This is a genomic window from Mycolicibacterium sp. ND9-15 (genome assembly GCF_035918395.1).
GTDB lineage: Bacteria > Actinomycetota > Actinomycetes > Mycobacteriales > Mycobacteriaceae > Mycobacterium.
In genome coordinates this window covers 1,620,911-1,634,784 of sequence record NZ_CP142362.1, presented here as the reverse complement: position 1 = coordinate 1,634,784, position 13,874 = coordinate 1,620,911, and the positions used below count along the sequence as shown (strand labels likewise).

Sequence of the window (13,874 nt, the reverse complement as noted above, 5' to 3'; positions counted from 1 at the left end):
GCGCATCATCATATCGGCGCTGCAACACAATGAAGCGGGAAGCCATGAGCGACAGGGGTTTCGACAGCACGGACCTGGCCAAGTGGGATCCGGCGTTCATCGAACGGGCTCGACGGGTGTTCGGACCAGTGTCCAAGTATTGGTTCCGGTCGGAGGTGCGGGGTTTGGAGTCATTGCCACCCGCGGGCGGCGCACTGCTGGTAGGCAACCACTTCGGCGGTGCCATGACGCCGGATGTGCTCGTGCTGGCCCCGGCCTTCTACGAGACGTGGGGCTACGACCGACCGCTCTACACCCTCGGTCACGACGGCTTGTTCAAGTTGCCGCTGGCCGGACCCCTACGCAAGATCGGTGTCATTCACGCCAGTCCGCAGAATGCGGTCAAGGCATTGCTCTCCAGTGGACTGGTGTTGGTGTTTCCGGGCGGCGACTACGACTCCTACCGGTCCACCTTTGCGCAGAACAAGATCGACTTCCACGGCCGGAAGGGCTACGTAAGGGTGGCCATCGAGGCCGGCGTGCCGATCGTGCCCTCGGTCTCGATCGGCGGTCAGGAAACACAGCTCTTCCTGCTCCGAGGTGACCAACTCGCAAAGCGATTGGGCCTCAAGCGCTTCCGGACGGAAATTCTGCCGCTGGGACTGGGTTTCCCGTTCGGCCTGACGTCGACGGTCCCGGCCAACTTCCCGCTGCCGTCCAAGATCGTCACCGAACTCCTCGAGCCGATCGACGTCGCCGCGCAGTTCGGGAACGATCCCGACGTCGATGAGGTCGACGCCCATGTGCGCGGGGTAATGCAAAGCGCGCTCGACCGGTTGGCGCGGCAGCGGCGATTCCCCCTGCTGGGTTAGTTCCGGACGCTAGTTGTCCGGTGGCATCGGAATTCGAGTTGTCCCATCGGAAGTCGGCTCACGGCGCAGAATCCGCAGCGCGGTGGTGGACTGTTCGGCCTCGGGGGGTGACAGCACCGTCGTAGAATCCTCGTTGAGCCGAACAATTCTCGGTGGCTGGACCGGACGTGCTGCCGTCGGTGGCGCGGAGGGCTCGGGTGGCTTCGCGGTTGGGGCGCGCACTTCGCGCCGACGCATGAGATAGCCCGCCAGCGGCCCGGTGAACAACATGGCGAGCAGCACGGCGAGGCTCAGCAGGCAGACCACGACGTCGACGGTGCTGGTGATCTGCTGAGCGAGGTTGTTGCCGTAGATGGTGTCGGGTGACGCGTCGGCGTACCGCGGGGCGAGCGCGACGCCGATGACGACGTTGGCGACCGTCAAGACGAACAGCACTCCGCTGAATGCCGCGATGACGGCCGGAGCGTCGACGCCCCGGCTGAGCTGGCGCAGCAGCCACGCCGCGATGATCCCGGCGAACACGTTGAAGGCCGTCATCGCGACGCTGTCGTAGAGCGCGCGCGGCAGATCCAGCGACAGGGCGATCACGTAGTCGACGACGCGGCATGCGGCCGCGGCGAACCCCCAGAACGCGATGAGCGCCAGGCACTTCTCCGCGGCGGAGCGGAACGCGCCCATCGTCGGCGGCTTGATCAGGAAGACGACATAGAGCGTGGTGGGGGCGACGATCGCTGCGGCAGCCGCCCAGAACAGGTAACCCTCGTAGCCGACGCCGGCCGTCGAGGTGTTCTGTGCGATGCCGTGGAAGGCGTCGACGTCACGGCCGACCGGGAAAACCCACACCACTGTGGCGGCCAGCGCGGCGGCGGCGCCCAATGCGGAGGTGGCCAGCCGCGCGGCGGCGGTCTTCTCGGTGAGCCATCGCGACCCGATGACCAGCGCGATCAGCGCCACGGCGCCGTAGAGCACCGTGGTGGCGACGACGGCGACGTCCGGGCCGCCGAACTCGCCACCGGTGACGAACAGATACCGCAGCCGCCAGTACAGGTTCCAGGCGACCGACACCGTCGCGAGCGCGACCGACACGACGCCCAATACCCGCGCAGCCGCATACCAGCGCCGAAAACCGTTGTGCTCGACAGTGATACTGGTGACCGGCGGCTGCGCCGCGAGAAGCCCACCCACGACACCCACGAGTAAGCCGGGGCCGATGCCCGGCGGGGCCATCCCGGTTCCGCCCGCGCGGACGGTCTCCAAGAGGTGATAGCCGACGAAGCCGAGCGCGACGACGAGGTAGGCGAGCGCGAGCAGTCGGATGCGGCTGGTGCGCCGGACGTCGGGTTCGGCGGCGGTGAGGCGAAACGGGCCGACGTATGGCGCCAGCGCGGCGACGATGGCGAGCAATGTCACGACGGCGACGACGAGCCAGAGCATTCCCTCGCTGCCGGGGACGCCGAGGCCGAAGTCGAGGTTCCAGGGCAGCAGCAACGCGGCGACGAGCAGGGCGACCGCTATTCCGTCGCGCACCGTGTTGGTGCGGACGGGCACATAGCCGACGCGCGGTGACCGGCCGATCGCGGGCGCGGCGGTGGTGGGCACCTGCACAGTGGCGGATGCGTCGTAACGCTGGTCGCTCACGTATCGATTCCTCCAGTAGGGCGCCGCGGGGTGTGGCTACTCAGCGTGCCACTTTTGCCGCTCCGCACAAGCAACTCAGAACCGTGCGGCATGTGAAGTAACTTTGGGAAGGTCGTGTCAGTCAGCGAGAAAGGCCCAGGTGAACCGGTGGACGTAGTCCTCGGGGTGGCGGTCACCGGACGGGTGGCGCGGCTGGCGATGGTGGCCGCTTCGGACGGGCAGGTTTTCGACCAGTACGCGCTCGATCTGCCCGATGACGCGATGACCGATCTGGCCGACACCATCGTCGGCACATACCGGGCGGTCGAGGACTCGGGGAATCGTGTTGCAGCGACGCGGATGGTGTTGCCCGACGCGTCGCAGGCCGACACGCTGCGCCAGACGGTGCTGGGCGCCGGAGTGCAGAACGTCGAAGTGGTGTCTGAAGCCGAGGCGGCCGCGGCGCTGGCACGCAGTGTCGGAGCGGACGCCACGTTGCTGTTGGGCGCCGACGAGACGGTGTCGCTGGCGGTGGTCGGCGAGGGCCCGGCGTCGACGTCGGTGCTGGCGTCGGTGCCGATCGGCGCGGCCGGTTCGGCCGCCGCGTGTGCCGCGGTGTTGCAGCAGTCGCCCGGTGACGCAGTGCGGATCATGCTGATCGGGCAGCGGCTCGATCTTGACTCCGTTGCCGCCGAGCTCCATTCGACGGCGCCGGTGGAGGTGCCACCGGATGCGGGCTTTGCGATCGCGCGCGGGGCCGCGCAGACGGCGGACGGCTCCGGCTTCCCGGCGGGCGCAGCGACGCAGATGGCCCCGGCCGCCGGCGACGCGACGTTGATGGCGCCGGCGGCAGCGGATGCGACGATGGCGGCGCCCGCGGCTGGTGACGCGACGCAGATGGCGCAGGCGGCGGATCCTGCGGCGGTGGGGCCGCTGCTGGCGTACTCGCAGGAGGAGCCCGGCGAGTACGAGCTGCCCTTCGAGTCGCTCGAGGAGTTCGTCCCGGAGCTGGAGGACGAAGAGGCCTACACCGCGATGATCGCGCCGCCCCCGCCGCGGTCGCTGCTGATGGGTAGCGCGCTGGGATTCGTGGTGGTCAGCTTCGCGACGCTGGCGGTGACGGTGGCGGTCGCGATTCGGCCGGTGGCCGATGTCTCGGCCCAGCCGGCGCCGCCCGCACAGTCGGAGACCGTGCCGGGACGGTACCTGCCGCCGGTGCCGCACGAGCCGGATCCGGTGGCGCTGCCGGTCGCGGTGGTCTCGCCTGCTCCGGCAGCGCCGAGTGTGAGGACCAACCAGGGTCCGGTGGGCAACGACGCGCCGGTGGCTCCCGCGCCGCAGGTGCCGGCCCCTTCGCCACAAGTTCCAGCGATTCCTATTCCGATTCCGCCGGTCGTCGCACCGGTGAACCCATTTCCGGCACTGCCGACGTTCACGACGACGGTTACGACGACACCGCCGCCGACCACCACCGCGACGACTCCCACGACAACGACGACTCCCACGACGACGACTCCCACCACGACCACTCCTACGACGACGACTCCTACGACGACGACCTCAACGACACCGCCGACAACGACGACAACTTCGACGACAACGACATCGCCGACGACAACCTCTTCTGAAACGACTACGTCGACCTCGCAGCCCACCACGATTCCGGCGGCGCCATCGTCGGTCGAGCCGGTGACGCCCTCGGAGCCGGTCTACTCGCCGCCCGCCGTCGCGTCGGCATCCGCTCCCGAACCTGTGAGTCCGGAACCGCCCGCGAGCGGAAGCGGTGACGGAGGCGCTGTCGAGTTGCCCGCGACGACGGTGCTCGAGTCGCCCTAGTGTGGTGAGCGGTTCAACTGACGCTTGGCTCAGGCGTCCGCGTACCGAGCAGTTCGGCGAACGCGGCGTCCACGCAGTCCGCGTAGTGCTCGATGTCGGGCAGCACGGCCGGGCAGCCGTTGATGCTCACCAGCACCCGTCCGCAGTAACTGACCACGCTGTGCATCAACCCGTTTCCCTGCGTGAAGGGCGAGAGTCCATAGCCGGCAATCATTTTCGCGCCGAGTAGGTAGATCGGGAAATCGGGGCCACGCATGGTGGTGACGTAGGTGTTGCCGAACCGTGCGCTGGGGTAGTACTTCCCGAGGTGCATCGCCATCATCAGACGGATCATCCCGACCACGAGTGTGCCCGGCAGAAACTCGGCGTACTCGACGGCCGCGTGCGGACCCACGGCCTCGGTGAAGGCCTTCGACCCGGCGCTGGACTCGTGCACCGCCCGCAGCCGTGCGATCGGGTCGGCGATGTCCGTTCCGAGCGGAACCCGCGCCACTGCAATCTGATTCGCCCCGTGCTCGTGGTCGGGGTCGGTGTGCTCGGCGATCGCGATGAACGTCACCAGCGAGGAGTCCGGCAGCTCACCCTTGTCCAGCAGGTAGCGGCGTAGCGCGCCGCCGATGCCCGCGAGGACGACGTCGTTGACGGTTGCCCCCGCGACTCGTTTGCGTGCCGCCGCCACGGCCGACAGGTCAAAGGACCGTGCGTCGAAGTTGCGACGGCTGTCGGTGGGCTGGTTGAACCGGGTGTGCGGCGCGCCGGTGAGTATCCCGCGTTCGGCGCGGTGACCGATCGGCAATGCCCGGAGCACCGACGCGGAAATCCCGCTCAGCAGTGGAAGGCTGTGCCGTGCCGTGGCGACGAACCGTGCCGGCCGGCGGACGTAGGTGACCGCGGTGCGGGCCAGCAGGTTCAGCGACGACGGCCGCCGCTCCGGTGTCCAGTCGTCGGCCGGCGGCGGGGCGGTGTCGACGCTCAGGTCGTGCAGCGCGGTGGCGATGCCCAGGCCGGTCACCCCGTCGACCGCCGAATGGTGCATCTTGAAGCACAGCGCGAACGCGCCGTCCGGTACCCCGCGGATGTGGCCCAGCCCGTCGATGAAGTAGCCGTCCCACGGCGGCCGGTGCAGATCCATCCGCTGTTCGTGCAGGCGCGATACCTGCTCGCACAGCTGCTGCCAGCCGCCGGGGCTGGGCAGCGTCAGGTGGTGGAGGTGGCGGCTCAGGTCGAAGTCGGGGTCGCGGACCCAGTACGGGTGATCCAGGTCGAGCGGTACGCGAGCCAGCACGGAGCGGAAAAGGCGGTCGGCGCCGAGCCGGGAGCCGACGTGCGTGACGACGTCGTCGAAGGTGACGGTCTTGTTCTCCGCGGTCGACGGGTCGTAGATCGCCAGGAAGGTCACGTGTGCCGCGCCGGCGGTCTCGGCGTAGACGAATGCGGCGTCAAGACCGCTCAACTGCTCCACGATGACCTCCGATGGGCGCGCAGCTTCGTTGGGCCCACTCTCTTTGTAGCGCTGTTTGCGTTCGCTGTGTCGGGCTTTTCACCGAGAAGAAGGCTGTCGCAGGCTGTGGCGCCCGGGGGGTGGCTAAGGTGGCCGACATGGTTTCGGGCATTGCGATGCGGTGGTCTACGGCGGGTGTGGTGCGATGACCGACACGGTGATCACGCACGCCCCGGGCGAGCCGAAGTTGCTGCTCGGTTCCTACGACATTGCCGACCTCGGCTATACCGATGACGAGTACTTCGTCTCGGGATCGGCAACCTCCTACGCTCCAGCCGGCGAGCATGGGGCCGACGGGCGGTGGGACGCGGCGCCCTCGGTGGTAACGGACTACACCACTCGGATCGTCGTCTTGAAGCCATCGGACGCCACGAAGTTCAACGGGACGGTAATCGTCGAGTGGCTCAACGTCAGCGGTGGCATCGACGCTCCGGCCGTCTGGTTCATGGCGCATCGCGAGCTGATTCGCGAGGGCTACGCCTACGTCGCGGTCTCGGCGCAACAGGTCGGGGTCGAGGGCGGTGCCAGCCTCGGGTTCGACATGTCGTTGAAAAAACAGGATCCCGAGCGGTACTGGCGGCTGAGCCACCCAGCAGACGCCTTCTCGTACGACATCTTCTCCCAGGTCGGTCGGCTGATCAGGGAGCCGGCGGGGACCGATGTGCTCGGTGGGCTGAAGCCCGAATTCGTTGTCGCCGTAGGCGAGTCACAGTCGGCTATGTTCCTGACCACCTACGTCAACGCCGTCGATCCGTTGGTGGGACGCTACGACGGCTTTCTGATTCATTCCCGGTTCGGGCCCGCCGCGCCGCTGGACGGCGGCTCCATATTCGCGGAGCCGGCCGGATCCGCGCCGCAAGCGGTCAAGTTCCGTCCCGATCTGCGCGTCCCGCTGCTGACCGTGCTCACCGAAACCGACGTTGTCGGCGGCGTGCGGCCGGGCTATCACCTGGCCAGGCAGCCCGACACCGATCTGCTGCGGGCGTGGGAGATCCCGGGCAGCGCGCATGCCGACAACTACACGATTCAGGTCGCTCGCATCGACACCGGTTTCGCACCGCTGGAAGAACTAGCCGCGGCGTATGCACCGACCAACACGCTGATGGGCCAACAGTTGCCGCATTACATCAACTTCGGCCCTCAGCACCATTACGTCCTGCAGGCCGCGATCGCTGGTCTGCACTCTTGGATACGCACCGGCGCGGCCCCGTCGAAAGCTGCGCCCATGGAATTGGATGAAGGCGACCCGCCTCGGCTGGTGCTCGATGAAAAGGGGATCGCCACGGGCGGGGTGCGCACTCCGTGGGTGGACGTGCCGATCGCACGGACATCGGGCGTCGGCTCGGGCGAGAGTCCGTTATCGCATCTGTTCGGGTCCGGCGAGCCGTTCGATGCCGCGACCGTGACCCGGCTCTATCCCGGCGGGGCGGCGGAGTACCTCGACCGCTTCACCGAATCGCTGGACGCGGCAACGGAATCGGGCTTCCTCCTGCCGGCGGATCGTCGGGAGATCCTCGACCTCGCCGCGGCGACTTACCCTCGCGATTAGTTCACAGCAGTCGGGTTCAACCTTGAAACGGCTGAGTGGCCACGCGGTTAGTGGCCGCGAAGTCCATTGAAGCGCTCCACGATAAGGTCCCTGATTTCGGCGAGCTGTTCGTCGACTGCTCGAAAGTTTGCGCGCGTTTCCTGACGGTGGTCGTTGAGGTCTTTGCGAAGCGCCGTGAACTCCGTGCGCGTCTCCGTCTGGTGAGAGGCAAGCTTCTCACCGAGCGCGTTGATGGCCTCACGGTTGGCGTTGGCCGTGACCGCGACGTCGCCGAGTCGCTCATCGATGCCGTCGATCCGCGTGTCGAGCGTGTCAAAGCGTGTGCCCACCCCGTCCAAGCGTTTGTCCATCGCATCCAAGCGTGTGTCCACCCCGTCAAAGCGTCTGTCCATCGCCTCGAACCGTGTGTCGACCGCCTCGAACCGTGTGTCGACGGCGTCGAAGCGTGTGTCCATCGTGTCGAAGCGTGTGTCCATCGTGTCGAAGCGCGTGGTGAGACCGTCGACCTGCGTGGTGAGACCGTCGACCTGCATGGTGAGACCGTCGACTTGAGTCGTAAGGCGGTCGACCTGGGTGCCGAAACCATCGACGCGTTGACCCAGTGCTCCAACCGCGGCCAGTACCGCGCGGTAGTCCGCTCGGTCGGCTTCCAGGGCCGCGACCCGTGCTTCAAGATCAGCAAGCGAAGTCACGAGCCGAGTCTATCGGCGCCTGCGGACCCATTGGAGCGGGAAATTCTGGTTAAGGTTGCCCAGGTCGTCGATGACGGACCGGATCTGCTTTTCGTCCCCGCCGCGACCTTTTCGGGCAACATCCTGTGGGACGACCCCACCGTCGCGCACCCTCTCACTCAGCGATCCGAAAGAAGGCGGGGGAGGCGGTCCGGTTCTGCCAGACTTTCGCTCGCAGTGAGAGAAGCGGTTGCGGCCGGCGGTTCTGCGGGACACGATGAGGAATGCCGGAGCACGTGGACGTGCGGGTGTACGCAGAGCTCAACGACTTCCTGCCGCGCGAGTCACGTGGTCTCACCCTGCGCCGTCCCTTCCGGCCGCATCAGACGGTCAAGGACGTTCTCGAGGCGACGGGCATTCCGCACACCGAAGTCGACCTGATCGTGGTGAACGGCGCGGCGAAGGATTTCAGCCACCGCCCAGCCCCCGGCGACCGCATCGCCGCGTACCCGATGTTCGAAACGCTCGACATCGGCTCGACGGCCCGACTGCGTCCGGTGCCGCTGCGCGACACGCGTTTCGCCGTCGACGTCAACCTGGGTCGGCTGGCGCGGCTCTTGCGTCTACTCGGGTTCGATGTGTGGTGGTCGGCCGATGCCGACGACGAGACGCTGGTCGATATCAGCCTCGCTCAACGGCGCATTGTGCTGACCCGAGACCGCGGTCTATTGAAACGCCGCATCATCACCCATGGCTTGTTCGTCCACTCCGATGACCCGGAGGCGCAGACGCTCGAGGTGATACGGCGCCTGGACCTGAGCGAGAGTCTCGCACCGTTCACCCGGTGCATGCGGTGCAACGGCGAACTGGTCAAGGTCAGGAAGGACGAGGTGATCGACCGCCTGCAGCCGCTGACCCGCCGCTACTACAGCGATTTCGTTCGCTGTGCCGACTGCAGCCAGATTTACTGGCCCGGTTCGCATCACGAAAAGCTGCTGAATCTCGTTGAACGGCTGCGCGAGCAGCTGTGAGCGACAAGTTCAGCTGAAAACACCTTCGCACAAGTTGAGTCGCGAGACACTCAAGATATGGCGAATACAACCGCAGATGGCACAAGTTGTATGCGCTTCCAACGGCATACGCCCGCCAACTCCCGGTGCCCGCTTTGGATGGTCACCGCACCAAGGATCATCGTGTTGCGCGCCGCCATAGGGCTCGCCATGGCCGTTTCGTTGGCCATCGCGTCAGACAACCCCGCGGCTGTCGGGCAGCCGAGCAGTGGTGGGCCGGACGTCGTCGCCACCAATCTGGCTGTGCCGTGGGGGATCGCGTTCCTGCCCGACGGCAGCGCGCTGATCGCCGAACGCGATAGCGGGGCGATTCAGCACTTGGCGCAACCGGACGTGATCGACAACGTCGGGACGGTGGCCGGCGTCGCGGCGCGCGGTGAGGGCGGCCTGCTCGGCCTGGCCACCGCGGGTCAAACCGTGTTCGCCTACATCACGACCGCACAGGACAACCGCGTGGTGACGATGCGCTTCGACGGGACGTCGCTCACTGCGCCGTCGCCGATTTTCACCGGCATTCCCGCGGGTTCAGTCCACGACGGCGGGCGCATTGCGTTCGGCCCGGACACCAAGCTCTACATCACGACGGGCGAAACTGGTAACCCGGGACTGGCGCAGGATCGATCGTCGTGGGGCGGCAAGATTCTCCGCATCAATCTCGACGGCTCGATTCCGTCGGACAACCCCGATCCCGCGTCGCCGGTCTGGTCCTTCGGGCACCGCAATATCCAAGGGCTGGCATGGGATTCGGCCGGACGGCTGTGGGCCACCGAGTACGGTGCCAACCGGTTCGACGAGATCAACTTGATCCAGCGCGGCGGCAACTATGGGTGGCCGATGGCCGAAGGGCGCGCGAACACCCCGGGGTTGATCGATCCGGTGATCCAGTGGCCCGTCGATCAAGCGTCACCGTCCGGGTTGGCGTACTTCGGCGGCTCGCTGTGGGTGGCGTGTCTGCGCGGTCACCGTCTGTACCAAATCCCGATTGGTGCGGACGGCTCATTGGCCGATCCGGCTGCACTGTTTGTCGGACAGTACGGGCGACTGCGCACCGTTGTCGCCGCACCGGATGGTGCGCTGTGGTTCACCACCAGCAACCGCGACGGACGGGGCAGCCCGCGCGACGGCGACGACCGAATCTTGCAGTTCTGGCCATGACTTCGAGCCAGAGCCGCACGGCGCGGGCAGATTTGGTGTGTGAGGGCGGTGGTGTCCGAGGCATCGGACTGGTCGGTGCGGTGCATGCGCTCGCCGCTGCCGGATATGGGTTTCCTCGGGTCGCGGGGTCCAGCGCCGGCGCCGTCGTCGCGTCAATGATCGCGGCGCTGCAGGCGGCCGGAGAACCAGTGTCACGCCTCGATGAGCTCGCACACAGTATCGACTATTCGAAGTTCGCCGACCCGACGCTGGTGGCACGGATACCGATCGTCGGCCCGGCGCTGTCGCTGGCCCTTAAGGACGGGCTGTACAAGGGTGACTACCTGGAGAATCTGCTGACCGGCTTGCTGGGCGATCTCGGCGTGCGGACGTTCGGTGATCTGCGCACCGGCGAAGCGCCGACCCGGTATGCGTGGTCGCTGGTGGTGACCGCGAGTGACCTGTCGCGGCGCAGGCTGGTCCGCATCCCGTGGGATCTGCCGAATTACGGTGTGGATCCTGACGAGTTCTCGGTCGCCCGGGCCGTGCGCGCGTCGTCGGCGGTGCCCTTCGCGTTCGAACCGGTACGAGTCAGTGGTGCGACGTGGGTAGACGGGGGTCTGCTGTCGAATTTCCCGGTTGAGCTGTTCGACAGGGGCGGCCGGCCGCAGTGGCCGACATTCGGTATTCGGCTCTCGGCACCGCCCGGTAGGCCGCCCACCCACGAGATTCGGGGTCCGCTGTCCTTGGCGTTCGGCGCGCTGGAAACGCTGATCAGCGATCAGGACGCCGCCTATATCGACGACCCGTGTACGGTTCGGCGCACCATCTTCGTCCCGTCCGATGCTGTCGGCACATTGGATTTCGACATTTCCGCCGTGGAGCGCGATGCGCTGTATCAACGCGGCCTGCATGCCGCGGAAGAGTTCCTGGCGTCCTGGGACTATTCCGAGTATCTGCGAGTGTGCCGGGGTGAGCCGGCGTCAGCCGATCCCAGCGCGCGGCACGTGCCGCCGCCTTCCTCCGCTTGACCCACAGCCGAGATCGCGATACCTATCGCGCCGGCAGTGAAGAGTGCCGCACCCACCACGACGGCCAAAGGTTGATCATGATTTACTCCCGTGGCATGACCTTGACCGCGGGATGAGACGCTGATTCGCGGATGCGTCGGACCGCAACCGCCCATAGGCCGCATGACCTCTGAGTAATGCCGATGGCGAACGCGGTCCCTCGACCGCGGCGATTTCCGCCTGCGTCACATCCTTCCGTGGTTCATGACATAGGCCACGATCGATACGCGGCGCAGATTTGCTGTAGCTCGCCGACGTTTGCGAGTCAATCCATGTGAAAGGTTGTTTTTCGGCACGAGGGGCGAGCGAGTGCGATTGCTGGCTAACGCCCAACCGATTGGTCAAGGCGTGGGGGTGGCGGATATGGTGCGCCCGCCATGGGAAGACACTCATTAGCCAAGAGGGGGCAGTCGCCGCGCTTGGCAGTAGTTGCAGGCGTAGTTTCGGCGGCCACACTGTTTGTTGTCGGCGCAGACAGTTACCCGCACGGCAGTGACGCAGTCGCGTGCTGCGAAGCCGCAACGGCACCTGCACAGCCGCCGAGCCCGCAGCCGGTAGCGGTGAACCTGATGGCCGCCCAACCGCCCGTCCCGAGCGTCCCGCCCACGTTGCCGCACGGCGTGGCGCCGGAAAACGGACTGCAGGTCGACACCGTCTTGGCGGCGCGTGCCGTCAGTGCGGAGTTTCCCGAGATCCTCACTATCGGGGGCGTCCGCTCCGATTCCTTGAAGTGGCATCCGCATGGGTTGGCGATCGACGTGATGATCCCGGACGCCCGCTCGGCAGCAGGGAAGGAGCTCGGAGACGAAGTCCTCGCCTACGTCATAGCGAATGGGGAACGCTTCGGCCTCGAGCACGCCATCTGGCGGCAGACCATCTACCGTCCCGACGGCTCGAAGAAAGCCATGTCGGACCGCGGCTCAGACACCGCCAACCATTACGACCACGTGCACATCGCCACGGCGGGCGGCGGATATCCGCAAGAGGGCCAGGTCTACCTCCGTTGATACGCGCCGCTACCGGTTGACTCTCGTTTCGCCCCTGAGGTCGCGGAAGCTCGCGAGTCGGTCACCGGCGCTCTGATGAGGACGGTATCGGCGTGGGTCATCCTTAGTGACAACCTCAGCGTGAATAGGCATCGGTGCCTGGCGCTTTCGGCCTGCGAGAGCCGAAACTTCCCACGGCGGACTCAAGTACAGGCGGGGACTTCCAATGCCGCAGTTCTTTTGAGCATCAATACGGCGTCGATCGGTTCCAGCTCAGTTGAGTGACGGTGGGGGTTCGGGTTCGAAGGGGTCGTACCACCACCAGTCGGCGCGTTCGCCCAACGGTCCGCGCCAGGGCGGGACCGCCGGTGCGGGCTCGGTGGGTGGGCGGGCCAGTGATCCGGGGTGCAGGGGTTCTCCGTCGCGGCCGGTGACGACGAGTTGGTCCGCCGGCCCGGTGATGGTGATCTCACCGCGGTGATGCATGCGGTGGTGATACGGGCACACCAGCACCAGGTTGTGCAGCTCGGTCGGCCCTCCGTCTTCCCAATGTCGAATGTGATGAGCGTGCAGTCCGCGAGTAGCCCCGCATCCGGGCACCACGCACGTCGAATCGCGGAATTCCAGCGCCCGTCGCAACCGGCGGCTGATCACCCGTGTCGCGCGACCCGCCCCGATGACCTGCCCGTGGCGCTCGAACCACACTTCACAATCGGTGTCGCACAACAACAATTGCCGATCGGCATCCGACAGGACCGGGCCCAGATGCGGCCACGCCGCGCGCTTATCCAGGTCCAGATGCACGATCACCGTGGTGTGCTGGCCATGCGGGCGCCGTGCCACCTCGGCGTCCCACGCGGCCTCCACCATCCGCATGAACGCATCGGTCAGCGTCGGAAACGGCGGCCGACACTCCGAGCCGCCTCTCGCATCGCGTTCGTGGTCATCGCCGGACGCGTCGGGGCCGTGGTCGCGGGTGTGTTCGTTGATCGATGCATCGCGGTGTGACTGCAGCGCGGCGTCGATCTTGGCCGCCTCGAGGTTAGGCACCGTAATCCGGTAGGTGGTGTACTCATCGCCGGTGGTCTTGGTGAACGACCGCTGCGGTTCGGGCTTTGAGGGCTTGGGGCGCGGCTCGAGGCTGATCGCTTTGCGCAGCTGGCTGACGGTGGCTACTGAGGCCAACTCTGCGTAGTGGTCATCGGAGCCCGCGCTGGCGTGTTGGGCGATGATCCCGACCTGGTCCAACGACAGCTGCCCCTCACGCATCTCCGATGTGCAACGCGGGAACTCCTCTAATCGGTTTGCGATCGCGGCGACCGTCCTGGCGGTCGTATCCGACATTCCGAGTTTCCAGGCCACCATCGCCCTGACCGACCGCGCTCCCGTCATCGACCACAGGTTGTCCCGATCGAGCTCGGCGACGATTTCCACAATGCGCCCATCGATGGCGTTGCGCTGGCCCGAAAGCTCCTCCAACCGCCCGAACAACTCACTCAGACGCTCATGGCGGCTCAAGTCCACCTCTACGCCGGAAGGAGCGATCGAAACCATGACTGCATCATGCCAACACCCTCTGACAAGACCGG

Annotated in this window: 10 protein-coding genes and 1 pseudogene; 7 read left to right on the top strand and 4 right to left on the bottom strand. The window is 66.6% G+C overall.

Features of this window, described 5'->3' with window-relative positions; all coding sequences use genetic code 11:
• The first annotated feature begins 44 nt into the window (after window positions 1-44).
• Entirely contained in the window at window positions 45-851 is an 807-nt protein-coding gene (locus QGN32_RS08010) for a lysophospholipid acyltransferase family protein (protein WP_326548056.1), read from the top strand.
• 9 nt (window positions 852-860) lie between these two features.
• Here the strand turns inward: QGN32_RS08010 and QGN32_RS08005 are convergent, their stop codons facing one another.
• Window positions 861-2,489: a DUF7937 domain-containing protein gene (locus tag QGN32_RS08005; protein WP_326548055.1), complete on the bottom strand. Its 1,629-nt coding sequence runs from the start codon at window positions 2,487-2,489 to the stop codon at window positions 861-863.
• A 147-nt stretch (window positions 2,490-2,636) separates the two neighbouring features.
• On the opposite strand from QGN32_RS08005, the gene QGN32_RS08000 reads away from it, so the two are divergent.
• Window positions 2,637-4,304, top strand: a complete 1,668-nt coding sequence (locus tag QGN32_RS08000; RefSeq protein WP_326548054.1) for a DUF7159 family protein — start codon at window positions 2,637-2,639, stop codon at window positions 4,302-4,304.
• Window positions 4,305-4,317: 13 nt separating this feature from the next.
• On the opposite strand, the gene QGN32_RS07995 is transcribed toward QGN32_RS08000, so the two are convergent.
• Entirely contained in the window at window positions 4,318-5,766 is a 1,449-nt protein-coding gene (locus tag QGN32_RS07995; protein WP_326548053.1) for a wax ester/triacylglycerol synthase family O-acyltransferase, read from the bottom strand.
• 184 nt (window positions 5,767-5,950) lie between these two features.
• Between QGN32_RS07995 and QGN32_RS07990 the strand changes: the two genes are divergently transcribed.
• On the top strand, window positions 5,951-7,354 hold the full coding sequence (locus QGN32_RS07990) for an alpha/beta hydrolase domain-containing protein (protein ID WP_326548052.1): 1,404 nt from the start codon (window positions 5,951-5,953) through the stop codon (window positions 7,352-7,354).
• Window positions 7,355-7,955: 601 nt separating this feature from the next.
• Here QGN32_RS07990 and QGN32_RS07985 read toward each other — a convergent pair.
• Window positions 7,956-8,046: pseudogene (locus QGN32_RS07985) on the bottom strand (hypothetical protein); the annotation flags it as partial.
• Window positions 8,047-8,309: 263 nt separating this feature from the next.
• Between QGN32_RS07985 and QGN32_RS07980 the strand changes: the two are divergent.
• The 4 genes from QGN32_RS07980 to QGN32_RS07965 all read left to right on the top strand — a co-directional run bounded on the left by QGN32_RS07980 (window position 8,310) and on the right by QGN32_RS07965 (window position 12,306).
• Window positions 8,310-9,056, top strand: a complete 747-nt coding sequence (locus tag QGN32_RS07980) for a Mut7-C RNAse domain-containing protein (protein WP_326548051.1) — start codon at window positions 8,310-8,312, stop codon at window positions 9,054-9,056.
• A gap of 189 nt (window positions 9,057-9,245) precedes the next feature.
• Window positions 9,246-10,250 (top strand): PQQ-dependent sugar dehydrogenase, encoded by a 1,005-nt coding sequence (locus QGN32_RS07975; protein ID WP_326548050.1) that lies wholly within the window; start codon window positions 9,246-9,248, stop codon window positions 10,248-10,250.
• On the top strand, window positions 10,247-11,260 hold the full coding sequence (locus tag QGN32_RS07970; RefSeq protein WP_326548049.1) for a patatin-like phospholipase family protein: 1,014 nt from the start codon (window positions 10,247-10,249) through the stop codon (window positions 11,258-11,260). The genes QGN32_RS07975 and QGN32_RS07970 overlap by 4 nt, the downstream gene beginning before the upstream one ends.
• Before the next feature lie 608 nt (window positions 11,261-11,868).
• The gene (locus QGN32_RS07965; protein WP_326548048.1) at window positions 11,869-12,306 is read left to right on the top strand and encodes a VldE C-terminal domain-containing protein; all 438 of its coding nucleotides are present in this window, start codon (window positions 11,869-11,871) and stop codon (window positions 12,304-12,306) included.
• Between the two features lie 252 nt (window positions 12,307-12,558).
• Here the strand turns inward: QGN32_RS07965 and QGN32_RS07960 are convergent, their stop codons facing one another.
• Window positions 12,559-13,839, bottom strand: coding sequence for an HNH endonuclease signature motif containing protein (locus tag QGN32_RS07960; protein ID WP_326548047.1), 1,281 nt, complete (start codon window positions 13,837-13,839; stop codon window positions 12,559-12,561).
• Between the last annotated feature and the right edge of the window lie 35 nt (window positions 13,840-13,874).